Origin of the sequence: Streptococcus agalactiae (assembly GCF_949788565.1) — a bacterium.
Taxonomy (GTDB): Bacteria; Bacillota; Bacilli; order Lactobacillales; family Streptococcaceae; genus Streptococcus; species Streptococcus agalactiae.
In genome coordinates this window covers 1,232,183-1,257,316 of the sequence record NZ_OX460931.1, presented here as the reverse complement: position 1 = coordinate 1,257,316, position 25,134 = coordinate 1,232,183, and the positions used below count along the sequence as shown (strand labels likewise).

At 38.1% G+C, this 25,134-nt stretch carries 28 protein-coding genes, 1 pseudogene and 1 other annotated feature; of the genes and pseudogenes, 21 read left to right on the top strand and 8 right to left on the bottom strand.

Annotated elements, in window-relative coordinates; translation table 11 throughout:
• Positions 1–7 precede the first annotated feature (7 nt).
• The 6 genes from QOR44_RS06480 to QOR44_RS06455 all read right to left on the bottom strand — a co-directional run bounded on the left by QOR44_RS06480 (position 8) and on the right by QOR44_RS06455 (position 5,611).
• Complete coding sequence (locus tag QOR44_RS06480; protein ID WP_000206691.1) at positions 8–862, bottom strand: glutathione S-transferase C-terminal domain-containing protein; 855 nt, start codon at positions 860–862, stop codon at positions 8–10.
• A gap of 100 nt (positions 863–962) precedes the next feature.
• Complete coding sequence (locus tag QOR44_RS06475) at positions 963–1,877, bottom strand: diacylglycerol/lipid kinase family protein (RefSeq protein WP_000833761.1); 915 nt, start codon at positions 1,875–1,877, stop codon at positions 963–965.
• Positions 1,878–1,963: 86 nt separating this feature from the next.
• A complete protein-coding gene (gene trhA, locus QOR44_RS06470; RefSeq protein WP_000910676.1) occupies positions 1,964–2,620 on the bottom strand; it encodes a PAQR family membrane homeostasis protein TrhA in 657 nt (218 codons plus the stop codon).
• The gene (locus QOR44_RS06465) at positions 2,613–3,062 is read right to left on the bottom strand and encodes a DUF1836 domain-containing protein (protein WP_001039194.1); all 450 of its coding nucleotides are present in this window, start codon (positions 3,060–3,062) and stop codon (positions 2,613–2,615) included. Before QOR44_RS06465 ends, trhA begins: the two co-directional genes overlap by 8 nt.
• Before the next feature lie 91 nt (positions 3,063–3,153).
• A complete protein-coding gene (locus QOR44_RS06460; RefSeq protein ID WP_000161689.1) occupies positions 3,154–4,437 on the bottom strand; it encodes a hydroxymethylglutaryl-CoA reductase, degradative in 1,284 nt (427 codons plus the stop codon).
• 1 nt (position 4,438) lies between these two features.
• Positions 4,439–5,611, bottom strand: a complete 1,173-nt coding sequence (locus QOR44_RS06455) for a hydroxymethylglutaryl-CoA synthase (protein ID WP_079265808.1) — start codon at positions 5,609–5,611, stop codon at positions 4,439–4,441.
• A gap of 153 nt (positions 5,612–5,764) precedes the next feature.
• Between QOR44_RS06455 and QOR44_RS06450 the strand changes: the two genes are divergently transcribed.
• The 4 genes from QOR44_RS06450 to yihA all read left to right on the top strand — a co-directional run bounded on the left by QOR44_RS06450 (position 5,765) and on the right by yihA (position 9,229).
• Entirely contained in the window at positions 5,765–6,604 is an 840-nt protein-coding gene (locus QOR44_RS06450; RefSeq protein WP_000158595.1) for a thymidylate synthase, read from the top strand.
• Between the two features lie 79 nt (positions 6,605–6,683).
• Positions 6,684–7,178, top strand: a complete 495-nt coding sequence (locus QOR44_RS06445; protein ID WP_000166043.1) for a dihydrofolate reductase — start codon at positions 6,684–6,686, stop codon at positions 7,176–7,178.
• A 217-nt stretch (positions 7,179–7,395) separates the two neighbouring features.
• The gene (clpX, locus tag QOR44_RS06440) at positions 7,396–8,622 is read left to right on the top strand and encodes an ATP-dependent Clp protease ATP-binding subunit ClpX (protein WP_000918415.1); all 1,227 of its coding nucleotides are present in this window, start codon (positions 7,396–7,398) and stop codon (positions 8,620–8,622) included.
• A 10-nt stretch (positions 8,623–8,632) separates the two neighbouring features.
• On the top strand, positions 8,633–9,229 hold the full coding sequence (gene yihA, locus QOR44_RS06435; RefSeq protein WP_000796925.1) for a ribosome biogenesis GTP-binding protein YihA/YsxC: 597 nt from the start codon (positions 8,633–8,635) through the stop codon (positions 9,227–9,229).
• Positions 9,230–9,290: 61 nt separating this feature from the next.
• Here yihA and QOR44_RS06430 read toward each other — a convergent pair whose 3' ends face one another.
• Positions 9,291–9,839, bottom strand: a complete 549-nt coding sequence (locus QOR44_RS06430) for a TetR/AcrR family transcriptional regulator (protein WP_000140664.1) — start codon at positions 9,837–9,839, stop codon at positions 9,291–9,293.
• Between the two features lie 91 nt (positions 9,840–9,930).
• On the opposite strand from QOR44_RS06430, the gene QOR44_RS06425 reads away from it, so the two are divergent.
• The 4 genes and pseudogenes from QOR44_RS06425 to mmuM all read left to right on the top strand — a co-directional run bounded on the left by QOR44_RS06425 (position 9,931) and on the right by mmuM (position 13,698).
• The gene (locus QOR44_RS06425) at positions 9,931–10,581 is read left to right on the top strand and encodes an HXXEE domain-containing protein (RefSeq protein ID WP_000645478.1); all 651 of its coding nucleotides are present in this window, start codon (positions 9,931–9,933) and stop codon (positions 10,579–10,581) included.
• A gap of 11 nt (positions 10,582–10,592) precedes the next feature.
• A pseudogene (locus QOR44_RS06420) lies at positions 10,593–11,243 on the top strand (HXXEE domain-containing protein).
• Positions 11,244–11,372: 129 nt separating this feature from the next.
• Complete coding sequence (locus tag QOR44_RS06415; protein ID WP_000427484.1) at positions 11,373–12,749, top strand: amino acid permease; 1,377 nt, start codon at positions 11,373–11,375, stop codon at positions 12,747–12,749.
• 4 nt (positions 12,750–12,753) lie between these two features.
• Complete coding sequence (gene mmuM / locus QOR44_RS06410) at positions 12,754–13,698, top strand: homocysteine S-methyltransferase (RefSeq protein ID WP_000532323.1); 945 nt, start codon at positions 12,754–12,756, stop codon at positions 13,696–13,698.
• Positions 13,699–13,791: 93 nt separating this feature from the next.
• On the opposite strand, the gene QOR44_RS06405 is transcribed toward mmuM, so the two are convergent.
• Positions 13,792–15,900 carry an AAA family ATPase gene (locus QOR44_RS06405; protein ID WP_025195480.1) on the bottom strand — a complete coding sequence of 703 codons (2,109 nt, stop codon included), beginning with the start codon at positions 15,898–15,900 and terminating at the stop codon, positions 13,792–13,794.
• A 269-nt stretch (positions 15,901–16,169) separates the two neighbouring features.
• Positions 16,170–16,303 (top strand) — a sequence feature (ribosomal protein L10 leader region).
• A 29-nt stretch (positions 16,304–16,332) separates the two neighbouring features.
• Here QOR44_RS06405 and rplJ point away from each other — a divergent pair.
• The 13 genes from rplJ to QOR44_RS06340 all read left to right on the top strand — a co-directional run bounded on the left by rplJ (position 16,333) and on the right by QOR44_RS06340 (position 25,119).
• Positions 16,333–16,833, top strand: a complete 501-nt coding sequence (rplJ, locus tag QOR44_RS06400) for a 50S ribosomal protein L10 (protein ID WP_141444551.1) — start codon at positions 16,333–16,335, stop codon at positions 16,831–16,833.
• Positions 16,834–16,896: 63 nt separating this feature from the next.
• Positions 16,897–17,262, top strand: a complete 366-nt coding sequence (gene rplL, locus QOR44_RS06395; RefSeq protein ID WP_001196973.1) for a 50S ribosomal protein L7/L12 — start codon at positions 16,897–16,899, stop codon at positions 17,260–17,262.
• A gap of 214 nt (positions 17,263–17,476) precedes the next feature.
• Entirely contained in the window at positions 17,477–17,599 is a 123-nt protein-coding gene (locus tag QOR44_RS06390) for a hypothetical protein (protein WP_017648302.1), read from the top strand.
• 47 nt (positions 17,600–17,646) lie between these two features.
• Entirely contained in the window at positions 17,647–18,465 is an 819-nt protein-coding gene (locus tag QOR44_RS06385) for a replication initiator protein A (RefSeq protein ID WP_000822795.1), read from the top strand.
• Positions 18,466–18,613: 148 nt separating this feature from the next.
• On the top strand, positions 18,614–19,969 hold the full coding sequence (gene dcm, locus QOR44_RS06380; protein ID WP_141444552.1) for a DNA (cytosine-5-)-methyltransferase: 1,356 nt from the start codon (positions 18,614–18,616) through the stop codon (positions 19,967–19,969).
• Positions 19,953–20,381 carry a hypothetical protein gene (locus QOR44_RS06375; RefSeq protein ID WP_141444553.1) on the top strand — a complete coding sequence of 143 codons (429 nt, stop codon included), beginning with the start codon at positions 19,953–19,955 and terminating at the stop codon, positions 20,379–20,381. The genes dcm and QOR44_RS06375 overlap by 17 nt, the downstream gene beginning before the upstream one ends.
• A gap of 10 nt (positions 20,382–20,391) precedes the next feature.
• Positions 20,392–20,775 (top strand): thioredoxin domain-containing protein, encoded by a 384-nt coding sequence (locus QOR44_RS06370; RefSeq protein WP_002935121.1) that lies wholly within the window; start codon positions 20,392–20,394, stop codon positions 20,773–20,775.
• Positions 20,776–20,783: 8 nt separating this feature from the next.
• Complete coding sequence (locus tag QOR44_RS06365) at positions 20,784–21,017, top strand: hypothetical protein (RefSeq protein WP_014636955.1); 234 nt, start codon at positions 20,784–20,786, stop codon at positions 21,015–21,017.
• 2 nt (positions 21,018–21,019) lie between these two features.
• Positions 21,020–21,604, top strand: a complete 585-nt coding sequence (locus QOR44_RS06360; RefSeq protein WP_043037154.1) for a CPBP family intramembrane glutamic endopeptidase — start codon at positions 21,020–21,022, stop codon at positions 21,602–21,604.
• A 76-nt stretch (positions 21,605–21,680) separates the two neighbouring features.
• Positions 21,681–22,169: a hypothetical protein gene (locus tag QOR44_RS06355; RefSeq protein WP_105105282.1), complete on the top strand. Its 489-nt coding sequence runs from the start codon at positions 21,681–21,683 to the stop codon at positions 22,167–22,169.
• Complete coding sequence (locus QOR44_RS06350) at positions 22,169–23,986, top strand: VirD4-like conjugal transfer protein, CD1115 family (RefSeq protein WP_105105269.1); 1,818 nt, start codon at positions 22,169–22,171, stop codon at positions 23,984–23,986. Before QOR44_RS06355 ends, QOR44_RS06350 begins: the two co-directional genes overlap by 1 nt.
• Before the next feature lie 17 nt (positions 23,987–24,003).
• Positions 24,004–24,246 carry a hypothetical protein gene (locus QOR44_RS06345; protein ID WP_001072171.1) on the top strand — a complete coding sequence of 81 codons (243 nt, stop codon included), beginning with the start codon at positions 24,004–24,006 and terminating at the stop codon, positions 24,244–24,246.
• Positions 24,247–24,264: 18 nt separating this feature from the next.
• Entirely contained in the window at positions 24,265–25,119 is an 855-nt protein-coding gene (locus tag QOR44_RS06340) for a VirB6/TrbL-like conjugal transfer protein, CD1112 family (RefSeq protein ID WP_105105268.1), read from the top strand.
• Positions 25,120–25,134: the final 15 nt, after the last annotated feature.

Genomic DNA, 25,134 nt, shown 5'->3' with positions numbered 1-25,134 from the left:
TTTAGCTTTATTTTTCCCATTTTGCCATATTTGGACCTGTTGGTACGATGGTATGATAACGAACAGCTCTTCCAAATTTGCCTAAGTAATAGTTATTTTTTATGGATTGTGGATTGGTTAATGTTTTTAAATTAAAGTCATTGTATAAAGTTTTAGCCCAAGAAAAAATATTTGGGTAGTCTTCTAGCGCTTTCTGATTAAGTAGTAGAAGATCACGCCCAGCAATATCCCATCGGACTAATGGTGTAAAGAAATGAATATCAACCTCACTTAGATTATCTCCGAGCAAGAAAGGACGTTGTCCTAGTAAGTGTTCTTTTTGATCTAGAAAAGTGAAGAATTCCTTACTATAAGTATCATAATCTGCTTGTTTATCAAGAAAAGCTAACTTATACATTAAACTTTGGAAGTTATTATTAATGTCTTTAATATCATTATCAATAAGTGAAGCAGTTTCTTGGCTGAAAAGGACAGGAGCATCCTCTTGATGCAAATCAGAGAAATCTGTAGTAAAAAGTCGAAGCATATCTGCAGATTCCTTACAGACAATACGATTATCAGTCTTGTCAATTAAAATTGGGATAGTATAAGGACCTTTGTAGGTCGGGTCAGTCAAATGATAAATATCACGAAGCGACTTAGCACCAGTAACCTGTTCTGGTTGGCTAAAAATAAGTCCTATATCACTTGGAACATCATCCACAAAACTGATAGAAATATGTTTATCCAAACCAAGCAGTTGGCGCGCAATCTGCGGACGTTGTGCATAAGGACAAAATTCCCCAACAATCATATGGTAGCGACCTGATTCTACTGGGACTTTCCACTCTTGGTCAATAAATTTAGCAGTAAATGTTGTCATCGTATACTTCCTTTCAATGATATTTATTGCTTTAAGTATAACAAAAAAGAACCTAGACAGATAGTATTTACTCTAATACTTATGTTTAGGTCCTTTTATATTATGGTAATGAGTTAGGAATGATAAACTTTAAGGCTTTAGGGATGACTTCAACTTTTACAGGTAATTGGTCACCTGGATCGCCATCAATACGAACTTTAGGGATAGCTGATTTTTTACGTTTAAAAGTTGAAATAGTCAGATTATTGGTATGAAAATGTTTTATCTCCTTTGCTTGACTAAAATCTCCCTTACGAAATTGTCTTAGATGCAACAATAATTTGAAGAAGTGAATATGTTCCATAGTGTAGACTCTAAAAAGTCCATCATCAATTGTTGCTTCTGGAGAGAAGGCTGGCATACCGGCAATCGAATTGGTCATGGTAATAAGGAGTAACCGCGTGCGTAAAGACCGTACATTATTATAGTAAGCAAGAGTAATGGAATATGATCGATTACGCTTCAATATACGGTAGGCATCACCTAAGAAAGCAAAAGGTCCTAATTTACGCTTCATTTCAGAAGTGACATTAGCAGCAATATCAGCAAGGAGACCAAGTGTTAAACTGCTAATCATGTAATCGTCGTTAACTTTACAGATATCTACGGACTTTACATGACCGTTTAGAAGGTTTTCAAGAGCGAGATTCCTCTCTTGTGGGATGTTCAAAGCTTTTGAAAAGTTATTGACGGTCCCGGCAGGTACTAGTCCGATAGTAGGATAAGCACCACCAGCGTAGACACCACCACAGATTTTATTAATAGTGCCATCTCCCCCTAAAGGAATAACCAAGTCGATATGGTCTTCTGATGCTTTTTTTGCTAAGGCGACAGCTTCCTCAACAGATGAAGGTGTAATGATACGAACATAATCGTCTTGAAAATCATGTTCTATTAAATAAGATTTTACTTCTTGTGCCAATGCTTGTTCATCTTTACCAGATTTTGGATTAAAAAAGATATAAGCACTTTTCATATGTCCACGCCTTCTCTCTAAGATTTAGATTATTATTATTATATCATGGTTTAGCAAAAAAATAATCAATAAAATGTAGTTAAATTTTATAGCATGAAGTAGACAATTCCAATGTATTGTAAAATAGAAGCTAATAGAATAAAAAGGTGCCAAATCATGTGATCATAAGGACGTTTGCGAGCATAAAAGAGTGCACCGATAGTATAGCAAATACCACCAGCCAAGAGTAATCCCCAAAAAGCTGGTCCAGTTTTTGTGATAATAGCAGGGAAAATAAAGATAACCAGCCATCCCATAATGAGGTAAAGTACAAGGCTAAATTTATCATTGATTTTGGGAGCGAAGATTTTATAAAGGATACCAAATAATGTAATCCCCCATTGTAAAAAAATGATGAGATATCCTAACCAGCCGCCAATAAGTGACAATGCGACAGGAGTATAACTACCTGCAATAGCAATATAAATCATAGAGTGATCAATCATGCGTAGAACATATTTTTGAAGACTGTTATAAGTCATGGAGTGGTAAATACTTGATGATAAAAACATCAAAAATAAAGAAGTGACAAATATTGAGGTACCAAGTGCTGCTTGTAATCCGAAGTGGTTGTGACTATAGACAGCGGTGATTGGTAATAGGATTAGCATAAGCAAAGCTCCTACAGCGTGAGTGATACTATTTGCAAGCTCTTCGCCAAAGGAAAGTTGAGGACTTAATTTGATAGACATTTCTTTAAGCATTTTTATTTTTTCCTCCTAGTTCTAAAACTAATTTTTGTGTTTCTTGATAAAGGTTCAACGTCTGACAGGCACTAATGACAACTGGTGGTAAATCGTGAACCTCTTCTTTGTTCATACAAGCAGCAAATCCGTTATATGCTTCTTCAGAATGATTGTCAGCTGTCAGAAGTTCTAACGTTTGACTGATTTCTTGAATAGCAAAAACTTGTTTAAAAGCTGTAATAACAATCAATCGTGCTACTTGACGGCGATTGTATTTTTTTTTAATAGGTTTGGATATATAATTATGTTTGACATAATTGTTGATCATAGAAGCGGTGAGTAGTTTATCGTTAGTTATTGTTTTAGGATTAATTAATTGATTCACATAGAGAAGTACTTGGTCAAGATACAGATCTAGTTCAGGTAATTCTTCCCATTTTGGGTATTGATTTTTATTCATTTTAAAACTCCATATAATCTAGTCTTTATAACTAGATTATACACTTATGGAAATTCAAGTCAAGTAAAAAAAGAATTTGAGATGATTTTTCTCAAATTCTTTTTTTACTTTTAGTAAGTTTATTGACAATTTTCTGTGCTGTCTCTAGATTCATGTGTTTAGAGCCTAGAAGCTGTTTAACGACTTCTGAAATTTGCTCTTCCTTAGCTCCAGCAAGTAGTGCCAACGACTTTGCTTGAAGTTTCATGTGACCAGCTTGAATTCCTGTGCTAACCAATGCCTTAAGAGCCGCAAAATTTTGAGCTAGTCCAATCGAAAGAATAATACTTGCCAACTCTTTAGCATTAGGACGACCTAGTAGATTGTGAGCTAGTTGGACACTAGGGTTAATACCAATGGATCCACCTTTTGTTGCAACAGGCATCGGTAGCGTCAGAGTACCTTCTAGGCAATTATCATCAACCTTATAAGACCATCTAGATAATCCTCGATATTGCCCATCTTTGACAGCATAGGTATGCGCTCCAGCTTCAATAGCTCGCCAATCATTTCCAGTAGCTAAGACAATAGCATCAATGCCATTAAAAATACCTTTATTATGTGTGCTAGCACGATAAGGGTCTATTTGAGCTAATTGACTTGCCATCGTCATTTTTTGAGCTAACTTGATGGCCTCCTCTTTTTGGCGACTTAGAAATCTTAAATCAACTCGGCATGTAGCAGTCACTAAAGATTCAGTAGCATAGTTAGATAAAATTGACATTAAGCTTTTGCCTTTTGAAATGTCTTCTAATGGCGAAGATAATGCTTCCATCATGGTGTTAACCATATTAGCACCCATGGCTTCTTTTGTATCGACCATAAGGTAAACAATCAAAAAGTCTTCTTTAATCTCAAGAGTTAGGTCGCAAGCACCGCCTCCACGCTTGACTATTGATGGATGAGCAGCGTTGGCTATTTCTAATAATTGTTGTTTTTGATTTAATATAGATTCTTTAGCGTGTTGACTATCTTGTACATCATAAAGGGCTACTTGTCCAATCATTTTACGATTATGGACGGTTGTCAGAAAACCACCAGATCGTTTTATAATTTTAGCAGCAAAACTTGCAGCAGCAACAACTGACGGTTCTTCAGTGACATATGGGACTTGATAGACTTTACCGTTAACCAAAACATCTGGGACAAGTGAAAACGGTAAGGCTATTCTACCGATGACATTTTCAGCCATTTGATTGGCTAGTGATAAAGAGAGTAAGTCCTGATTCGTCACTATTTCTAGGGAAGAATCAGCTAAAAAATCTTGTTCTTCAAGGTAATGAATGCGTTCTTCAGGGGATTTTTTTGAAAATCCTGTCCAGGAAATTTTTGTCATATTAATTATTAATTTTCTTGTAGATACGTTGATGTTCGCAAATAGAGTCTAGAGAAAAAGTGCCAGTACGGTAGGTGTTGAAGTTGGCATTTCCATTTTCGTCTAGTATTGCTTTTTCAAAGAAGAGTTTCTCATACTCAGTTACTGTAATTTTTTGACGTTTATTGAGTTGAACCATACGATCGCTCTGAAGTTTATTTTGGTAGCCGTCTACTAACTGACCGGTAAAAATTTCAGCAACAGCTCCGCTACCGTATGAAAAGAAGGCAATTTGATCACCTGCTTTTAAATTTTGACTATTTTCTAGTAACGATAGAAGTCCTAGATACAATGAGCCAGTATAGCAATTTCCAATTTTCTTACTATAAGTAATAGAGTGCTCAAAATTTTCTTGTAGTTCAGCTTTCTTTTGTTCATCTAGGTTATTATCTAGAATTTTATTAAAGCCCTTTAAAGCTAATTTTGGAAAAGGAATATGGAAACAAAAAGCAGCGTAGTCACTTAGACTAGTATTAAAACGTTTTTGATATTCTTTCCAAGTAGTTTTTAGCATATCTAGATATTGTTTTGTTGAAAACATGCCATTAACATAGGGAACATCAGAATAATTTGGTCGCCAAAAGTCCATAATATCACGGGTTTGCGCTAGACGGTCCTCTTTAAGCTCTAGAATGGATGGGTTTTGACTAATAAGCATAGCGATACTGCCTGCACCTTGAGTGGATTCTCCAGTAGATTTTATGCCATATTTAGCAATATCTGAAGCTATCACTAATACTTTAGAATCTGGATGTTTTTCTACATGTAATTTAGCGTAATCAAGAGCAGCAGTTGCGCTATAGCATGCTTCTTTCATCTCGAATGACCTTGCGAAAGGTTGAATCTCTAAAAGTTGATGTACATAGACAGAAGCCGCCTTACTCTGATCGATACTTGATTCTGTAGCGACAATCACCATATCAATAGTTTCTTTGTCCTCATCAGATAAAATATCATTAGCTGCAGAAGCTGCAAGTGTAACGATATCTTCTGTAACTGGTGTAATACTAAGTGAATCTAACAATAATCCCTTGCTGAATTTTTCAGGGTCAACTTGGCGAGCAATAGCCAAATCAGTCATTTCAAGGACATATTGACTGGTTGCAAAACCAATCTTATCAATTCCTATTTTCATTGGTAAACCTTTCTGAATAAAAGTCATTTTTGCTAAATTCCATTTTACCATAAAGAAGCTAAAAATATGAAAAAAAGCTTTAACCTTCAAAGTCTTGTTTCTCACTAGAATATCTTTTTAAAATCTGATAAAATAAGACTTTGGAGGTATCTCATGACAAAAGCCGATTTATTATTTAAAGACAATATCACGAAAATTATGTCTGAAGGTGTATTTAGCGAGCAAGCCAGACCTAGATATAAAAATGGGGAAATGGCTAATTCTAAGTATATTACAGGTGCCTTTGCAGAGTATGATTTATCAAAGGGTGAATTTCCTATTACAACTCTACGTCCAATTCCAATAAAATCTGCTATTAAAGAAATTTTCTGGATTTATCAAGATCAGACAAATGATTTAGCAGTTTTGAATGATAAATATGGTGTGACATACTGGAATGATTGGGAAGTTGGCCATACTGGCACGATAGGTCAGCGCTACGGTGCAGTTGTTAAAAAACATAATATTATATCAAAACTCTTAAAACAGCTTGAAGATAACCCTTGGAATCGTCGTAATGTTATTTCATTATGGGACTATGAAGCATTTGAAGAAACAGAAGGCCTACTACCTTGTGCTTTTCAAACGATGTTTGATGTGAGACGCGTTAATGGTGAACTTTATTTGGATGCCACATTAACACAACGTTCTAATGACATGTTAGTTGCACATCATATTAATGCTATGCAGTATGTAGCACTTCAGATGATGATTGCAAAGCATTTTGGTTGGAGAGTTGGGAAGTTTTTCTATTTTATCAATAATCTTCATATTTATGATAACCAGTTTGAACAAGCTCAGGAACTCTTAAAACGCCAACCGTCTGAGTGTAACCCCAAACTAGTATTGAATGTTCCAGATGGAACAGACTTTTTTGATATTAAACCAGATGATTTTGCGTTAGTTGATTATGACCCAATTAAACCTCAATTACGTTTTGATTTAGCAATCTAACTATCTCATGTTTTTTAACAAGCAATTTGAGGTAAAATTTGTTAGAATATCTAGAGATAAGTTAGTGAGGAAAAAAGTCATGACAAAGCAAATAATTGCCATTTGGGCTGAAGATGAAGACCATTTGATTGGAGTTAATGGCGGTTTACCATGGAGGCTTCCTAAAGAGTTACATCACTTCAAAGAAACGACCATGGGGCAGGCTTTGCTTATGGGACGAAAGACCTTTGATGGAATGAACCGTCGTGTTTTACCTGGTAGAGAGACAATCATCTTAACAAAAGATGAACAATTCCAAGCAGATGGAGTGACAGTCCTAAATAGTGTTGAACAAGTTATAAAATGGTTTCAGGAACATAATAAGACCTTATTTATTGTAGGTGGTGCAAGTATTTATAAAGCATTTCTGCCTTATTGTGAAGCAATCATAAAAACTAAAGTTCATGGAAAATTTAAAGGTGATACCTATTTTCCTGATGTTAATCTATCTGAGTTTAAAGTTATCTCTAGAGATTATTTTGAAAAGGATGAGCAGAATGCTCATGCTTTTACTGTGACATATTTTGAAAAATAAGGAAGGAATACTATTCAATGCAACGTAGCCTTTTTGGGGTCTTTACCGCATTTTTAGCTGTGATTTGTGTTTTATGTGCAATTCCTGCTATAAAGAAAAAAAGATATGGATTAGGAACGGTTTTTTTGATGAATGCTTTCACTAACCTTGTCAACACAATCCATGCCTTTTATGGAACATTATTTTAAATTAAATGAATAGAAAAGTTGAGGAAAAAATGGCTGGGAATCGTAATAACGATATGAATGTCTATTGTTCATTTTGTGGCAAAAGCCAAGATGAAGTAAAAAAAATTATTGCAGGTAATGGTGTTTTCATTTGTAATGAATGTGTGGCCTTATCACAAGAAATTATTAAGGAAGAATTAGCTGAGGAAGTACTTGCTGATTTAGCAGAAGTACCAAAACCTAAGGAACTATTAGAAATATTAAATCAATATGTTGTAGGGCAAGATCGTGCTAAACGTGCTTTAGCAGTTGCTGTCTACAATCATTACAAGCGTGTTAGTTATACCGAGAGTAGTGATGATGATGTAGATTTGCAAAAATCCAACATTTTGATGATTGGTCCAACTGGCTCAGGAAAAACCTTCTTAGCACAAACACTAGCTAAAAGCCTTAATGTACCGTTTGCTATTGCAGATGCGACTTCATTGACCGAAGCAGGATACGTTGGAGAAGATGTTGAGAATATTCTTCTTAAATTGATTCAAGCTGCTGATTATAATGTCGAACGTGCTGAGCGTGGTATTATCTACGTTGATGAAATAGATAAAATTGCTAAGAAAGGCGAAAATGTTTCTATCACACGTGATGTATCTGGTGAAGGTGTACAGCAAGCCCTTCTTAAAATTATTGAGGGTACGGTAGCAAGTGTTCCCCCACAGGGTGGGCGTAAACATCCTAACCAAGAAATGATTCAAATTAATACCAAGAACATCCTTTTTATTGTCGGTGGTGCTTTTGATGGTATTGAAGACCTTGTGAAGCAACGTTTAGGCGAAAAAGTTATTGGTTTTGGACAGACAAGCCGCAAAATTGATGACAACGCTTCTTATATGCAAGAGATAATTTCTGAGGATATTCAAAAGTTTGGACTGATTCCAGAGTTTATTGGCCGTTTACCAGTAGTTGCAGCGTTAGAACTTCTTACTGCAGAAGATCTGGTTCGTATTCTGACAGAACCACGCAATGCTTTGGTTAAACAATACCAAACCTTATTATCTTATGATGGTGTAGAATTGGAATTTGATCAGGATGCTCTATTAGCTATCGCTGATAAGGCTATCGAGCGCAAGACTGGTGCACGTGGTTTACGTTCTATTATTGAAGAAACGATGCTTGATATCATGTTTGAAATTCCAAGCCAAGAAGATGTAACAAAAGTTCGTATCACAAAGGCTGCTGTTGAGGGTACTGACAAGCCTGTTTTAGAGACGGCTTAGGGAGATAGAGATGGCAGAAGAATTTTTAAATACTCATAATGCGTCTATTTTATTGAGTGCAGCTAACAAGTCACATTATCCTCAGGATGATCTCCCAGAAGTTGCTCTCGCTGGTCGTTCAAATGTTGGTAAATCAAGTTTTATCAACACGCTTCTTGGTCGTAAAAACCTAGCGCGTACGTCGAGTAAGCCAGGTAAGACACAACTGCTCAACTTTTATAACATTGATGACAAACTGCGTTTTGTCGATGTCCCTGGATATGGCTACGCTAAGGTGTCTAAAACTGAGCGTGCTAAGTGGGGCAAGATGATTGAAGAGTACCTTGTAACACGTGATAACCTTCGTGTTGTTGTTAGTTTAGTTGATTTTCGTCATGATCCAAGTGCGGACGATATTCAAATGTATGAATTTCTTAAGTACTATGAGATTCCAGTCATTATTGTAGCGACAAAGGCAGATAAAATACCTCGTGGCAAGTGGAATAAACATGAATCGTCTATTAAGAAGAAATTAAACTTTGATAAAAAGGACCATTTCATCGTCTTTTCATCTGTTGACCGCACAGGTCTTGATGAATCATGGGATACTATTTTATCTGAGTTATAATTTGAGAGTTTATGACAAAAAGAGCTTTGCAGTAGCTGTTGAGACTACTGCAAAGCTCTTTTTAATTTTTTAAATGATTGATAATATCGAAGGAAACTTGAGTTAATACTTCGATACTTGTTTGGCAGTCCTGATGAATCCACTCAATTAGAACACTGAAAATACCACCAATCGCAAATCGCTGAGCATAGGTATTGGTAGATAAATCACCACGACCTAACTCTATCAAATCAATATGTCGGAACCAGGATTGTTGAAATTGAGGAAGTAGGTCATTCTTTCTAAGAATGAGAAGAAGGGATTTATAATCAGACCAATAACTAAAAAAATTCTGGAAAACTTGGCTAAAAGTAGGTTGCTCCAATTGACCAAGTTGCTTAAAGAGATTTAATGTTAGTCTTTCGATGAAAAGGGTAAGTAGGTCATCTCGACTGTCAAAGTGTCGGTAAAAGGTTCTTCTAGCATAGCCAGATTTCTTGGCAATTTGGCTAATCTGAATTTTTTCATAGGGATATTCTTCCAAAAGTTGGCCAAAAGCTGTTAAGATATCCTCTTGTGTTTGAGTGATTTGTTTTATTCTCTTTTTATTAACTGTCACACTTTCAGTCATTTGTGCATAAAACCTCCAAAGATATTGATATTATAGGTTCACTTGATTATACTATATGGTATCAAATGTCACAAATATTGGAGGTCATCTTATGAAAGCATTGATAACAAAATGGTACCTTTTTTGTCCCTATCTTGCCTCTCTTTTTGCCTTAGCATTATTTTTTGGAAATTGGGATTTACGAGTGCAGTCACTACTTATTTCGGGACTTTTTATTCAATTACACTTTTTCGAGGAATTTGGTTTCCCTGGAGGTTTTCCGCTTATCGCTATGCTAGTTGAACTTAAATCGGTTGAAACTGATACTAGTAAGTGGGACTTAAACCATCTATCAGCCTTTTTCGGGAATCAGTGGTTTGCAGTGATTGTTTATCTTTTGCCGATTTTTTGTCCCAATATACCATTTTTAACACTTGCAGTCATGATTTTTGCCTTTGCAGAACTTGCTATGCATCTTTTCTTTTTTAACCTTTCCTTGAAGAAGTGGTATAATCCAGGACTTCTTACGACCTTAGTCGGTCTTGTCCCTGTTTCTGTCTATTATTTAGCTCATTATTGGAACTTGTATTCTGGACTTGATTGGTTTTTAGCGCTGATATGGATTGTTCTTAACTACTTTATAGCCTTTCGTTCCTCAATCTATAAGCGTTTAGGTCGATATTCAAATTACGCATTTAATGATGTTGATCTTTCACGCTCAAAACCATTTTTAACACATTTTCGTGAAACACAGTTTAAATAGGAGGTATTATCATGTCATATTTTAGAAATTACTGGTATCGTTTTGGAGCAATTTTATTTATTATTTTAGCAGTAATATTGCTTGTTTTTAGACCTGACTGGTCGATGCTTCACTATCTATTGTATTTTAACTTTATGGCGCTTCTTGCCCATCAATTTGAAGAATATCAGTTTCCTGGTGGGGCATCACCTATCATTAACTATGTTGTTTATGATGAAGAAGAGCTGATGGATCGTTTTCCAGGTAATACTCAGTCTATTATGTTGGTTAATACTATTGCTTGGTTGCTTTACATTGCTAGTATTGCTTTTCCTCAAGCTTATTGGCTTGGATTGGGAGTCATGTTCTTTAGTCTAACGCAGCTCTTGGGTCATGGTTTTCAGATGAATATTAAACTTAAAACTTGGTATAATCCTGGTCTAGCAACGACAGTATTTCTCCTAGTACCAATAGCTTGCGCATACATCTATCAAGCTAGTGCAGAAGGAATACTCACTTGGGGAGATTGACTAGGTGGTTTTATCATGTTGATTGTCTGTGTACTAACTAGCATTATTGCACCTGTACAGCTATTGAAGGATAAGGAGACCAATTATATTATTAGTCCTTGGCAAATGGACCGTTTTCATAAGGTCGTTAATTTTGTAAGGCTAAAAAAATAAGGTTACCGCTATTTATGATTCGCTGATTTTTTGTAATAGTTTTTCTTTATCATATATGATAGCTAATACCTATTCCCCAATACGACTAGATTGTGGTAGGATAAAAGTATTAGTTTCTTGGAGGTTGTTATGGAAAATCATCGTTATGAAGATGAAGGTAAATTCCAACGTAAGATGACCAGTCGTCATCTCTTTATGTTATCGCTAGGTGGTGTTATCGGGACTGGGCTTTTCTTGAGTTCAGGTTACACCATTGCACAGGCTGGTCCACTTGGAGCGGTGCTATCTTATTTGATTGGTGCCGTTGTGGTTTATTTGGTCATGCTATCACTTGGGGAATTGGCGGTTGCCATGCCGGTGACGGGGTCATTCCACACTTATGCCACTAAGTTTATCAGTCCTGGAACAGGTTTTACTGTTGCCTGGCTATATTGGATTTGTTGGACGGTCGCCTTGGGGACTGAATTTTTAGGTGCTGCCATGCTGATGCAGCGCTGGTTCCCAAATGTGCCGGCTTGGGCATTTGCTTCCTTTTTTGCCCTTGTGATTTTTGGTTTAAATGCTCTTAGCGTACGCTTTTTTGCAGAAGCAGAGTCTTTCTTCTCAAGTATTAAGGTTATTGCTATCATTATCTTTATTATCTTGGGCTTAGGTGCTATGTTTGGTCTAGTTTCCTTTGAAGGTCAGCACAAGGCTATTCTCTTCACTCATCTGACTGCCAATGGTGCCTTTCCAAATGGTATCGTTGCAGTTGTCTCAGTCATGTTGGCTGTTAACTATGCTTTCTCTGGTACTGAGTTAATTGGTATTGCGGCTGGTGAAACGGATAATCCCAAAGAAGCTGTGCCAAGGGCTATTAAAACGACAATCGGTCGCTTGGTTGTTTTCTTTGTACTGACAATTGTTGTCCTAGCTTCGCTATTGCCAATGAAAGAGGCAGGCGTATCCACAGCACCATTCGTTGATGTCTTTGACAAGATGGGAATCCCTTTTGCGGCGGATATCATGAACTTCGTTATCTTGACAGCCATTCTGTCTGCTGGTAACTCAGGTCTCTACGCATCAAGCCGTATGCTCTGGTCCCTTGCTAATGAAGGTATGTTGTCAAAATCTGTCGTGAAAATCAATAAACACGGTGTCCCAATGCGTGCTCTTCTCTTGTCAATGGCAGGAGCAGTGCTGTCGCTCTTTTCAAGTATTTACGCTGCAGACACAGTTTATCTAGCCTTGGTTTCAATCGCGGGCTTTGCTGTTGTTGTCGTATGGCTAGCCATTCCGGTCGCACAAATCAATTTCCGCAAGGAATTCTTGAAAGAGAATCGACTAGAAGATTTGTCTTACAAAACACCTTTTACACCAGTTCTCCCTTATATCACAATCATTTTGCTTTTGATTTCGATTGTGGGGATTGCTTGGGATAGCTCACAACGTGCTGGGCTTTACTTCGGTGTTCCATTTATTATTTTCTGCTATATTTATCACAAACTACGTTACAAGAAATGGTGATCTTATGGGAAGATTTAAAGAATTTTTAGAGAGTAAAAAAACTCTCATCCTACATGGTGCCTTGGGGACCGAGCTTGAGAGTAGAGGTTGTGATGTTTCTGGGAAACTTTGGTCAGCCAAATATCTGATTGAGGATCCAGCAGCTATTCAGACCATTCATGAAGATTATATTCGTGCTGGCGCTGATATTGTGACGACATCAACTTATCAGGCGACTTTACAAGGGCTAGCTCAAGTTGGTGTCTCTGAAAGTCAGGCAGAAGACTTGATTCGCTTAACTGTTCAGTTGGCAAAAGTTGCGCGTGAGCAAGTTTGGAAAAGTTTGACAAAAGAAGAAAAATCAGAAAGAATCTATCCTTTGATTTCTGGGGATGTTGGTCCCTACGCTGCCTTTTTGGCGGACGGTTCTGAGTACACAGGGCTCTACGATATTGATAAGGAAGGTCTCAAAAATTTCCATCGCCATCGTATTGAGCTTCTTTTAGATGAGGGCGTTGATCTTCTGGCACTTGAAACCATTCCAAGTGCTCAGGAGGCTGAGGCTCTTATTGAGCTACTTGCCGAGGATTTCCCTCAGGTTGAGGCTTATATGTCATTCACCTCTCAAGATGGTAAGACTATCTCAGATGGTAGTGCTGTTGCAGACTTGGCGAAAGCTATTGATGTTAGCCCACAGGTCGTGGCGCTGGGCATTAACTGTTCAAGTCCATCGTTAGTTGCTGATTTCTTGCAAGCAATAGCAGAGCAGACTAACAAGCCTCTTGTGACCTATCCAAACTCTGGAGAGGTTTATGATGGGGCAAGCCAATCTTGGCAATCTAACCCAGATCATTCACACACCCTACTTGAAAATACAAGTGACTGGCAAAAACTTGGCGCCCAAGTTGTCGGAGGTTGTTGCCGAACTAGACCAGCTGATATTGCTGACCTCTCAGCACATTTGACATAAGTAAAGTGAATTAAAAAAGATTTTGATAAGTTCTGATTCCCTTTTTCAATCCACTAGAAAACCCGCTTGGATTCTTCCAAACGGGTTTTGTTTTTATCTTTCAGAAATGTCGATTTGGCCATCTTGCAAATTAGCTTTTAGGTGTTTAACATCTGTATGATCGAGATAGTAGTCTGTGATGCGATCTCGAATCTCTTGCTCGATGACACGGCGCAATGGACGTACTCCCATTGCTTCGTCATAACCCAGTTCAATTAAGTGTGATTTAACATTTTCATCTACCACAAGGTCAATTCCTTTTTTGCCAATTGTTTGGTTAACTTCATCAAGCATCAAATCTACAATTTCGCTTAAGTCATCTTTGCTTAGGTGAGAGAATTCAATAACACCATTGAAACGATTTAGAAATTCTGGACGGAAATATGGAGAAATTCGTTCCATAATTTTCAAGTCTTTATCGCTGTCACCTGTAAATGCTTCGTTTCCAAAACCTGCATTTGAGGTTGCAATGATAACAGTATTTTTAAAGTTAATAGTGTTTCCTTGACCATCAGTTAAACGGCCATCATCTAGAACTTGAAGGAGAAGCGTGATAACTTGCGGGTCAGCTTTTTCGATTTCATCAAGAAGAACAATAGAATAAGGGTTTCGACGGATACGTTCTGTTAGTGTATTACTATTGTCGTCATAACCAACGTAACCAGCAGTCGCTCCAATTAGCTTAGAAACTGCTGTACGATCATTATATTCAGACATATCAAGTCTAACGATAGCATCCTTTGATCCGAACATATCAAAAGCTAATTGCTTTGCTAGCTCAGTTTTACCAACTCCAGTTGGTCCAACAAATAGAAAGCTACCAATCGGACGATTACCATCATCGAAACCAGCACGATTTCGGCGAATAGCTCTCGCAACTGCCTCAACAGCATCATTTTGACCAATGACTTTACCTTTTAGACGATTGCCAAGTTCTTTTAAGCGTTCAATATCACTAGCACCCATATTTGATACAGGAACTCCAGTTAGACGCTCAATTGACATAGCGATATCGTTGATAGTTGCAGTGACTTTTTGTCCTTCGGTATGATTATCAATCTGGTTTTGTAACTCTTCAATGCGTGTCTTGACCTTAAGAGCTTCTTCAAAATCTTCAGTATTGACAGCTTTTTCTTGCTTGTCTCTTTGCTCAGCGATTTCTTTTTCTAAGGATTTAAGGTCAGTTACGGGATGTTGCGCAGCTAGGTGTGCAGCAGTCATATCAATAAGGTCAATTGCTTTATCAGGGAGACTTCTTTGTGGGATGTATTGAATAGATAAATCTACAGCTGCTTTCAAAACAGAGTCAGGTAAAACAACATTATGATGTTGCTCATAGAGATTTCTTATCCCCATAAGGATATTGAAAGTATCTTGTGCGGAAGGTGCATTGACTTTAACTTCGTTAAAGCGACGTGCTAAGGCAGCATTCTTGAGAATGGTGTTACGATATTCATCTTGAGTAGTTGCACCTATAACCGTTAACTCACCACGTGAAAGTGCAGGCTTAAGTATATCTGCGAGCCCCTTAGAGCCACTATCACCACCAGTTGAACCGGCTCCTAATATTTGGTGTATTTCATCAAAGAAGAGAATAATATTTCCTGTTTCCTTAACTTCTTTTATGATATTTTGAATATTTTCTTCAAAACTACCCCTATATTGGGTGCCAGCTTCAAGGCTAGAAATATCTATCGAAATAATTTCTTTATTTTTGATAGCAGCAGGGACATCACCATTTATAATTGCTTGTGCCAAACCTTCAATAACAGCTGTTTTACCAACACCTGCATCACCAACCAGAACAGGATTATTTTTAGTACGACGAGCTAGAATTTCTGCAGTTTCCTGAATTTCTTTGTTTCGTCCAATAACTGGATCTAGCAAATGCTGACGTGCTTGATCGGTTAAATTAGTTCCTAATTTAGTCAAAACACTATCTTCAGAGACTTGGTTTGTAGGAGTGTTTTGGTTATTTAGCTCTTGACCGGGGAGCTTTCCAGTTTGACGATATTGACTGAATTCTTCAGGAGTAACTTCCCGTCCATTGATTAAGTATCGCTTATTCTCACTGTTATAGCCCCCCATATTTCCCATTAGAGAATTAAAAATATCATCCATATTTCCAAAAGGGTCACGATTATAAAAATTATTATTTGCCATATATCAAATACCTCAATTGATTTTAATTTTTGAAAGTTAATTATTTATTCCTATACTTTAATACATATAGAGAGGTCTAATTTAAATATTTAATTATCTTTCTGGTACTATAATACACCTTTAGTCAGTAAAGGTCAATAAATAAATACTAAAATATTATTTTTTTGATATAAAGATAACTATTTTAGTATTTTTTGGTACTATAAAATTATTTCAGAAAAATAATAAAAATTATTGACAATGCTAGAATTATAAGTTATACTATTTAAAGTTTCTGATGAAACTGACCTAAGACAGTAGGGGAGCAGTGCTCATAATATTCCTACCGAGGCACAAAACGTCATTATAAAATAACGTATTGTACTTTCGTGTCTAGGTTTAGGTGCGATTTTTTTGTGCCTATCCCAAAAAATAAAAACGGAGGTAAAACTAATGAGTGAAGCAATTATTGCAAAAAAAGCTGAACAAGTTGAACTTATTGCTGAGAAAATGAAAGCAGCAGCAAGTATCGTTGTTGTTGATTCACGTGGTCTTACTGTTGAGCAAGATACTAACTTACGTCGTTCACTTCGTGAAAGCGATGTTGAGTTTAAAGTTATCAAAAACTCAATTTTAACTCGTGCAGCTGAAAAAGCAGGTCTTGAATACCTTAAAGAACTTTTTGTTGGTCCATCAGCAGTTGCGTTTTCTAACGAAGATGTTATTGCACCAGCTAAAGTTATTAGCGATTTCGCTAAAGATGCAGAAGCTCTTGAAATCAAAGGTGGTTCAGTAGACGGTAAATTCACTTCAGTTGAAGAAATTAACGCTCTTGCTAAATTACCAAACAAAGAAGGTATGCTTTCAATGCTCCTTTCAGTACTTCAAGCGCCAGTACGCAACGTTGCATATGCTGTCAAAGCAGTTGCAGAAAAAGACGAAGAAGTGGCATAAGCACTCTTCAAGTAGCCTAGCTACATAATTTTATATTAAAACATATTTTTGGAGGAAATAACAATGGCATTAAACATTGAAAATATTATTGCTGAAATTAAAGAAGCTACAATTCTTGAACTTAACGATCTTGTAAAAGCTATCGAAGAAGAATTTGGTGTAACTGCTGCTGCTCCTGTAGCTGCTGCCGCTGCTGGTGGTGAAGCTGCTGCTGCTAAAGACTCATTTGACGTTGAATTAACAGCTGCTGGAGACAAAAAAGTTGGCGTTATCAAAGTTGTTCGTGAAATCACAGGCGAAGGTCTTAAAGAAGCTAAAGCTATCGTTGACAACGCACCATCAGTTATTAAAGAAGGTGCTTCAGAAGCAGAAGCTAACGAAATCAAAGAAAAACTTGAAGCTGCAGGTGCTTCAGTTACTCTTAAATAAGAAGCTTATAGCAATTTGAGAGCGGAATCCCGATTTACCAGTCTTTTAGAGCCTATAGCGATTTGAAGAAACTGATAAATTGATTTAGTTTCCTGCCAAAAATCCTGCCAAAAAATTTTTGGCAGGATTTTTGTTTTATATTGATTTATTACCTAAACTTTGGGCGAGAACATTTTATAAGTGTTCTCGTCTTTTTTATTTTCAGGAGAAAATCATGCAAAAGAAAAAACAATCATCACGTCAAATTGTGATGTGTCAGCTTGTGACAATCTTGGTATTTGATATTGAGAAAGCGACTCAGCTAATTAATGAAATGGAACAAGTAGGTTTAATTTAATTTGATGAATTCGGAAATGTTGGACTTTTAGTCTTGGAGGGATAATCATGAAACGAATTACCGCTAATCAATATCAGACATCAGAGCGTTATTATAAACTCCCAAAAGTCTTGTTTGAGAGTGAACGTTATAAGGATATGAAGCTGGAGGTTAAGGTAGCCTACGCGGTTTTAAAAGATCGGTTGGAGTTGTCTTTGAGTAAAGGCTGGATTGATGAGGATGGGGCTATTTATTTGATTTATTCCAATTCAAATCTGATGGCACTATTAGGCTGTTCAAAGTCAAAACTACTCTCTATCAAGAAAATATTACGCGAATATGGCTTAATTGATGAAGTCCAACAGTCCTCTAGTGAAAGAGGTCGAATGGCAAATAAAATTTACTTGGGGGAATTAGAACATGAAACTACCCCAGTCTTACATACAGACGGGGCTAGTGTTAAAAAAACACTAGGGGGGGCTCAAAGAAAGACGGGGCCGGTCTTATATTCAGCCCCTAGTGAGACTGAAGGAAGTGAGACTAAATATAGTGAAACTAAAGGGAGTGATTTCCTTATTGAGGACGAGGAGGAGAGGCAGCTAGTAGATGAGAAACAAGAAGAAAACTTTACTTCAAAAGTCGATGGCGTGACCAAGTACGATCGAGACTATATTTGGGGTTTGGTTCATGACCAGTTAAGACAGACAGGTCTATCTCAGTCGGCTAGTGACTATGCCATGATTTATTTTAGTGACCGTTATCAGTATGCATTGGAACATATGCGATTTGCTCGGTCAGCGGAAGTAATAGCTGAATACGTATTTAATGGTGTGCTGTCAGAGTGGACCAAGCAACTGAGACGACAAGAAGTAAAAGGAGGTGAATAAGGTGATTTGGTGGATACTAGGTGGAATCTATCTGATTTCTATCATCATTTTGATTGTTGAAATCATCCGTGCACCAGAAATGGATGATCATATATAAGCAAGAGTTTTACAAGTGTAAGGCTCTTTTTTAGTTGGAAAGAGAGGAAAAATGAAATTTTTAGATTTATTTGCTGGAATAGGCGGTTTTAGGCTAGGAATGGAATCACAGGGCCATGAGTGTTTGGGCTTTTGTGAAATTGATAAATTCGCCAGAACATCTTATAAAGCCATGTTTAACACAGAAGGAGAAATAGAATACCATGACATTAAAGAGGTCACAGACCATGACTTTAGACAATTTAGAGGGCAAGTGGACATCATCTGCGGGGGATTTCCTTGCCAAGCATTTTCACTCGCAGGCAGACGATTGGGATTTGAAGATACTCGAGGGACTCTCTTTTTTGAGATTGCTCGAGCGGCCAAACAAATCCAACCACGTTTTCTATTTTTGGAAAACGTCAAAGGCCTACTCAATCACGACGAGGGACGGACGTTCGCCACTATCCTCTCCACGATGGATGAATTGGGGTATGATGTCGAATGGCAGGTGCTTAACAGTAAGGACTTCCAAGTCCCGCAAAACAGAGAGCGGGTCTATATTATCGGACATTCTAGAAGATACCGTCCCAGATTCATATTTCCTCTCAGAAGAGAAAACAGCCCAGCTCATCTTGAAAGGCTAGGAAATATCAATCCCTCTAAACGTGGTTTGAATGGTGAAGTCTATCTGACGAGTGGACTTGCTCCTACACTAACAAGAGGTAAAGGAGAGGGAGCTAAAATCGCCATTCCAGTCTTAACACCAGATAGACTAGAAAAACGGCAACATGGTCGTCGATTTAAGGACAATCAAGACCCTATGTTTACTTTGACCAGTCAAGACAAACACGGGGTTGTTGTCGCAGGAAATCTGCCGACTAGCTTTGACCAGACCGGTAGAGTATTTGACATTTCTGGCTTGTCACCGACTTTGACCACCATGCAAGGTGGAGACAAGGTGCCAAAGATTTTGCTGAGGGAGGAGCTGCCATTTCTGAAAATCAAGGAAGCCACAAAAACAGGCTACGCAAAGGCAACTCTTGGAGACTCTGTCAATCTGGCTTATCCAGACTCAACCAAACGTAGGGGACGTGTGGGAAAGGGAATATCTAATACTCTAACGACTTCAGACAATATGGGAGTGGTGGTTGCTGCTCTGGAATATCGACAGGATAAGTGGTATGAAGTCACAGGCATTGTCTTAGAGGGGAAACTTTATCGCCTGAGAATAAGACGACTGACACCAAGAGAGTGTTTCAGACTTCAAGGCTTTCCTGACTGGGCTTATGAAAGAGCAGAGAGTGTTTCTAGTAAGAGCCAACTATACAAACAGGCCGGCAATAGCGTGACTGTCACAGTTATTGAAGCCATTGCCAGAGAATTTAGAAGAATGGAAGAGGAAGAAAAACATGAACCTACTACATAAGAAAAGTATCCTAGAGTGTACTGAATTAGAAGAACGTATTCACCAAGCTGAAACCAATCAGCTATTACAAAAGATACTGTCGCTCCCCAATTTTGATTGTGACTTTGAGGTGACTTTTGAAGATGATTACCACAAAGAGATGAATGATCCCCTATTCTACGAATCCAATCTTCATCGGATTTCGGATTTTTTGGAAGCTAGGGATATTAAAAATGGTGTAGATACACTATTGACGAAAGACAATCACCTGGCCTTTCGTGCCTTTGGTGAAAATTATTCTGCTAGAGGAAAGGATGGCATATTAACGACTTTAGTGACGGTCAAGTGCTTTGGTGAAGGACGGATGCCCATTGATATGAGTCGCTATTTCTCAACTCCTGAACCAACAGTTGAAAATAGCCTAACCCTATAAGGAGGTGCCTATGCTTGAGGTATATCTAGGAAATAATGCCAATACAAATCAAGATTTACTAACCATTTTGACGACCTATGGTGTGACTTATCGTTGTATAAAAGCGTGTGATGTAAACCGTGAAATCTTACTGTCACTCTTTGCCAAAACAATGGATTGTTTTGAGTTATTGTCGCCACGATTTCTTCGCTTTAAGCGTCAATATTCGATAAGTTTGAATGAGATGATTCAGCTTATTCTCCAAAAGCCAGACCAGAATCTTCGGTTGCCACTCATTGTTTGTCAGAATCATGTCTATCCAGCTATTGGGCTAGACGAAGTGCGTACCTTTCTTCCCAGACAAGTAAAAGAAGAGCTGTTTCAGGCCAGCCTGATGAAACAGGTGACAGGGTAGGTGTGAAGATGAATGAACGATTTTGGGACAATTTAGAGATCATTCTGGCCGAAAAAGAACTCACTTGGGCAGAACTAGCACGTAAAGTATTCAACGGTCAATATGTTTATCCAAGTGAGTTTAATCGTCTCTATCAAAAACTGCGACATTACAAATCCAATCGTCTGATGCCACAAACAAGATGGGTTGAGCGTATTGTTCTAGTCTTAGACATTGATTATGAAGATTTATTTAAGAGGTGACAATGATAAGGATAGTGGTGTTTTATTTAGCTATACAGCTTAACGGTCTTCTGGTGAGTTTATACCTGAAAGAGTATCTGACAATAGAGGGTATAGTCTTGCTACAATTGGTCCTATTAAGTGTGACTTGCTTAGAGATTGCCCGTCATAAAACTGTTCAAGCAAAAAATATAACCTTGAGAAATCGCCTAAGATGGTTTCTTCTTGGCTTTGTGGCTATGGTTGCTTTTGCAATCTTCATCAGCTTCCTATTTCCAGGTCAGACTAGGAATCAAGCGGTATTGGTACAAGTAGGAAAACAGGTTCCTCCTATTATCTTTTTATTATTTCTAATAAATGCAAGTGTCCTTGAAGAGATTGTTTATAGGCAACTGCTGTGGGAAAAATTGACATTCCCTTTTGTACAAGTAGTCGTGACCAGTTTTCTCTTTGTTCTATCCCATGGCCCCAATCAGTTAGGGAGTTGGCTCATGTATAGCTGTCTTGGCTTGACCTTGGCTGCTGTTCGATTGAAAACTGATTGTATGACGGCAATCGCCTTACATTTACTTTGGAATAGTTTGGCTTATGTCGTAACTTTCTTGTGATACCAAAATCAAGAGTGTTTCCGTATTATGGAAACACCTTATGTTTGATAGGGAATCGAAAAAAGAGGAGGTCACCATGTCATCTGAACAACAAGAACGTCAAGCGATGCAATACGTGGAAAGAAGTAGTTTATTGACAGTTAGAACCCTCTTAAAGCTCTTAGAATGGTCGGCTAGACAAGCCTTAGCTCAAGATTCAGCTTATAAGATTGGAGTTCAAAAACTGGAAGAACTCCTTCAAAGCCCTTACGCAATTGAAGCGATTGATGTTAGTAAAGACATACTGGATAAGCCAATCGATGTGGAGAAATTTAAGGAGTTGATGGAGTCAGAAAAACTGCCAATTGCAATTAGTTGGCAAAAAGGCTATCTCTACTTTTATGCCAAGGATAAGACCTTGCTCGATCATCACTTGGATGAATTGTTGAAGAAACTGATGTCTAACCCAGAAAAGTTAGATGGTCTAACTTTTGATAAAACCTTGGACCAAGAGATAGAACTGGCCAAAGAGAAAATTAGAGTGACAGAACCTTCGGCAGTCAAAACCAAGGAGGTGACCTTGTAATGTATTCCAGGCAAAAAGCATTTGTCTTTGGTCTCTTGGGTCTCGCCTTTGGCTATTTCTGCCATCGTCTAACTCTACTCTATGATAGTTTAACCAATGCCCCACCTATGGAACGATTTGCCTACCTCTTAGGAGAGGGGTTAAATCAGGTTTTCAATCCTTTATGGCTATTTTCCTTTACTCAAAAATCTCTTCTTGCCTTTATCCTTGGGGTTCTAACGATGACACTAGTCTATCTTTATGTATCGACAGGACAGAAGGTCTATCGAGAAGGGGAAGAATACGGTTCTGCACGATTTGGAAACAGTAAGGAAAAGCGGAACTTTTACAGTAAGAATCCTTTTAATGACACGATTTTGGCTCGTGATGTTCGTCTAACCTTGTTGGAAAAGAAGAAACCACAGTTTGACCGAAATAAAAATTTGATTGTCATTGGGGGTTCTGGTGCAGGTAAGACCTTTCGCTTTGTGAAACCCAACCTTATCCAACTTAATTGTTCCAATATTGTCGTTGATCCTAAAGACCATTTGGCTGAGAAGACAGGTAAACTCTTTTCAGAAAACGGTTATCAGGTCAAGGTTTTAGACTTGGTTAATATGACCAATTCAGACGGTTTTAATCCCTTTCTTTATGTAGAAACAGAGAATGATTTGAACCGCATGTTAACGGTCTATTTTAATAATACCAAAGGAAATGGTTCTCGCAGTGATCCATTTTGGGACGAGGCTTCCATGACATTGGTGAGAGCTATTGCCTCTTATTTGGTGGATTTTTACAATCCTCCAGGAAGTTCCAAGCAAGAGCAGGAAGCAAGACGTAAGCGTGGCCGTTATCCAGCCTTTTCTGAGATTGGGAAACTCATCAAACTCTTATCAAAGGGAGACAATCAGGACAAAAGTGTTCTTGAAGTTCTGTTTGAAGATTATGCTAAAAAATATGGTCTCGAAAACTTTACCATGCGAAACTGGGCGGATTTTCAGAACTACAAGGACAAGACCTTGGATTCGGTGATTGCGGTCACAACAGCTAAATTTGCCCTTTTTAATATCCAATCGGTGATTGATTTGACGCAAAGAGACACTATGGATTTGAAAACGTGGGGCACTCAAAAGACTATGGTCTATCTTGTTATTCCAGACAATGATACGACCTTTCGTTTCCTATCTGCTTTATTTTTCTCTACGGTTTTCTCCACTTTGACCAGACAGGCTGATGTTGACTTTAAAGGGCAACTGCCTATTCATGTTAGAAGCTATCTGGATGAGTTTGCGAATGTCGGAGAAATTCCAGACTTTGCCGAACAAACCTCAACAGTTCGCTCTAGGAACATGAGTCTAGTTCCAATCTTGCAAAATATTGCTCAACTCCAAGGACTTTATAAGGAAAAAGAGGCTTGGAAAACTATACTGGGGAACTGTGACAGCCTCCTCTATTTGGGTGGAAATGACGAGGAAACTTTCAAATTTATGAGTGGTCTTTTAGGCAAACAAACCGTTGATGTCAGAAGCACCAGTCGTTCTTTTGGGCAGACTGGCTCAAGTTCTACCTCTCACCAGAAAATTGCCCGTGACTTGATGACGGCTGATGAAGTCGGGAATATGAAACGAGATGAGTGCCTCGTACGCATTGCAGGGATTCCTGTTTTTCGAGCCAAGAAATATTTTCCTCTCAAACATAAGAATTGGAAATGGCTTGCGGATAAGGAAACCGATGAACGCTGGTGGCACTATCATATCAATCCCCTAACCGCTGAGGAAGAGGTAGATTTGTCAGGCCATAAAATAAGGGATTTAAGCACAGAAACGACACTACATTAATAGAAATGAGGAATTATATGAATCAAAAACTATCAGGCTTTGTTTACGGAGTGGACGCCAGCTCCATGTTCTCTCAAGCCATGTCTCTATTACAAAAAGGCTTAATTGCAGTAGGAGCCTTTCTTGTTGTCATGGGCATAATCAACCTTTCAACCAACATTAAAGATGGTGGGCCAGGTGTCCGAAATGCCATTCTAGAAATTGTTGGTGGGGTCATGGTGGGAGCCGCTGGTGCTTTTGTGACTCAGATTACCATTTAGGGGAGGACAGCACATGACATGATAATGAATGTTACGTCACCTTTTGTATTTCTAGCCTCTGAAAAAGTATCTAGCGATAGCCTTTTTGAAGGGTTTCAAGTGGATTTAGAATCAACCGCCAACTTGGTTAAGTCACTAGCGGACTTTAATCCGACGGTTTGGTCTTACATGACAGCCATTACCAAGGGGATTATGCAGCCCTTGGGAGTAGCTATTCTTGCGGTAGTTCTTGTACTCGAATTTTCAAAAATGGCCAAGAAAATCGCAAACTCAGGCGGTGCAATGACCTTTGAAGCCATAGCACCTATGATTGTCAGCTACATCATGGTCGCGGTCGTGATTACCAATACGACGGTTATTGTGGAAGCCATTATTGCCATTGCCTCTTATGTTATTGAACAAGTGGCAAGTCTTGTCACGAATGGTGGTGCTAATTATGATACCATCTCAGACATTAAGGGATCTGGAATTGTAGGAAAAATGATTATTGGCTTTTTTGCGATTCTCATTTGGTTGGTACGAATGGCCAGCATCATGGTTGTCAATATCTTGATTACCATTCGCTTTATCCAACTCTATCTGATGATTCCTTTTGCCCCTGTTACCATTCCGACCTTCCTTAGTGATGACTGGAGAAGTGTTGGGATTGGTTACCTTAAAAACATCATGGTATATGCCGTTCAAGGTATTTTGATTTTTCTAATTGTATCTCTTGTTCCCTTGTTTGAATCGGCTGGAAAGATTGCCGTATCAAATGGAGCTGGAGTTATGGAATCACTCGCCATTATGTTTGGTGGCTTGGTACAGGCCATATTGTTAATCATTGCCTTAGTAGGTAGTCAACGAACCGCCCGAAGTATTTTGGGGATGTAGGAGGAAGGGAGTCAC

What these genes read in the sequence shown, in the direction of transcription:
- QOR44_RS06480 (WP_000206691.1), bottom strand. Translation starts at nt 862, where the DNA reads ATGACAACATTTACTGCTAAATTTATTGACCAAGAGTGGAAAGTCCCA.
- QOR44_RS06475 (WP_000833761.1), bottom strand. Translation starts at nt 1,877, where the DNA reads ATGAAAAGTGCTTATATCTTTTTTAATCCAAAATCTGGTAAAGATGAA.
- trhA (WP_000910676.1), bottom strand. Translation starts at nt 2,620, where the DNA reads ATGCTTAAAGAAATGTCTATCAAATTAAGTCCTCAACTTTCCTTTGGC.
- QOR44_RS06465 (WP_001039194.1), bottom strand. Translation starts at nt 3,062, where the DNA reads ATGAATAAAAATCAATACCCAAAATGGGAAGAATTACCTGAACTAGAT.
- QOR44_RS06460 (WP_000161689.1), bottom strand. Translation starts at nt 4,437, where the DNA reads ATGACAAAAATTTCCTGGACAGGATTTTCAAAAAAATCCCCTGAAGAA.
- QOR44_RS06455 (WP_079265808.1), bottom strand. Translation starts at nt 5,611, where the DNA reads ATGAAAATAGGAATTGATAAGATTGGTTTTGCAACCAGTCAATATGTC.
- QOR44_RS06450 (WP_000158595.1), top strand. Translation starts at nt 5,765, where the DNA reads ATGACAAAAGCCGATTTATTATTTAAAGACAATATCACGAAAATTATG.
- QOR44_RS06445 (WP_000166043.1), top strand. Translation starts at nt 6,684, where the DNA reads ATGACAAAGCAAATAATTGCCATTTGGGCTGAAGATGAAGACCATTTG.
- clpX (WP_000918415.1), top strand. Translation starts at nt 7,396, where the DNA reads ATGGCTGGGAATCGTAATAACGATATGAATGTCTATTGTTCATTTTGT.
- yihA (WP_000796925.1), top strand. Translation starts at nt 8,633, where the DNA reads ATGGCAGAAGAATTTTTAAATACTCATAATGCGTCTATTTTATTGAGT.
- QOR44_RS06430 (WP_000140664.1), bottom strand. Translation starts at nt 9,839, where the DNA reads ATGACTGAAAGTGTGACAGTTAATAAAAAGAGAATAAAACAAATCACT.
- QOR44_RS06425 (WP_000645478.1), top strand. Translation starts at nt 9,931, where the DNA reads ATGAAAGCATTGATAACAAAATGGTACCTTTTTTGTCCCTATCTTGCC.
- QOR44_RS06415 (WP_000427484.1), top strand. Translation starts at nt 11,373, where the DNA reads ATGGAAAATCATCGTTATGAAGATGAAGGTAAATTCCAACGTAAGATG.
- mmuM (WP_000532323.1), top strand. Translation starts at nt 12,754, where the DNA reads ATGGGAAGATTTAAAGAATTTTTAGAGAGTAAAAAAACTCTCATCCTA.
- QOR44_RS06405 (WP_025195480.1), bottom strand. Translation starts at nt 15,900, where the DNA reads ATGGCAAATAATAATTTTTATAATCGTGACCCTTTTGGAAATATGGAT.
- rplJ (WP_141444551.1), top strand. Translation starts at nt 16,333, where the DNA reads ATGAGTGAAGCAATTATTGCAAAAAAAGCTGAACAAGTTGAACTTATT.
- rplL (WP_001196973.1), top strand. Translation starts at nt 16,897, where the DNA reads ATGGCATTAAACATTGAAAATATTATTGCTGAAATTAAAGAAGCTACA.
- QOR44_RS06390 (WP_017648302.1), top strand. Translation starts at nt 17,477, where the DNA reads ATGCAAAAGAAAAAACAATCATCACGTCAAATTGTGATGTGTCAGCTT.
- QOR44_RS06385 (WP_000822795.1), top strand. Translation starts at nt 17,647, where the DNA reads ATGAAACGAATTACCGCTAATCAATATCAGACATCAGAGCGTTATTAT.
- dcm (WP_141444552.1), top strand. Translation starts at nt 18,614, where the DNA reads ATGAAATTTTTAGATTTATTTGCTGGAATAGGCGGTTTTAGGCTAGGA.
- QOR44_RS06375 (WP_141444553.1), top strand. Translation starts at nt 19,953, where the DNA reads ATGAACCTACTACATAAGAAAAGTATCCTAGAGTGTACTGAATTAGAA.
- QOR44_RS06370 (WP_002935121.1), top strand. Translation starts at nt 20,392, where the DNA reads ATGCTTGAGGTATATCTAGGAAATAATGCCAATACAAATCAAGATTTA.
- QOR44_RS06365 (WP_014636955.1), top strand. Translation starts at nt 20,784, where the DNA reads ATGAATGAACGATTTTGGGACAATTTAGAGATCATTCTGGCCGAAAAA.
- QOR44_RS06360 (WP_043037154.1), top strand. Translation starts at nt 21,020, where the DNA reads ATGATAAGGATAGTGGTGTTTTATTTAGCTATACAGCTTAACGGTCTT.
- QOR44_RS06355 (WP_105105282.1), top strand. Translation starts at nt 21,681, where the DNA reads ATGTCATCTGAACAACAAGAACGTCAAGCGATGCAATACGTGGAAAGA.
- QOR44_RS06350 (WP_105105269.1), top strand. Translation starts at nt 22,169, where the DNA reads ATGTATTCCAGGCAAAAAGCATTTGTCTTTGGTCTCTTGGGTCTCGCC.
- QOR44_RS06345 (WP_001072171.1), top strand. Translation starts at nt 24,004, where the DNA reads ATGAATCAAAAACTATCAGGCTTTGTTTACGGAGTGGACGCCAGCTCC.
- QOR44_RS06340 (WP_105105268.1), top strand. Translation starts at nt 24,265, where the DNA reads ATGATAATGAATGTTACGTCACCTTTTGTATTTCTAGCCTCTGAAAAA.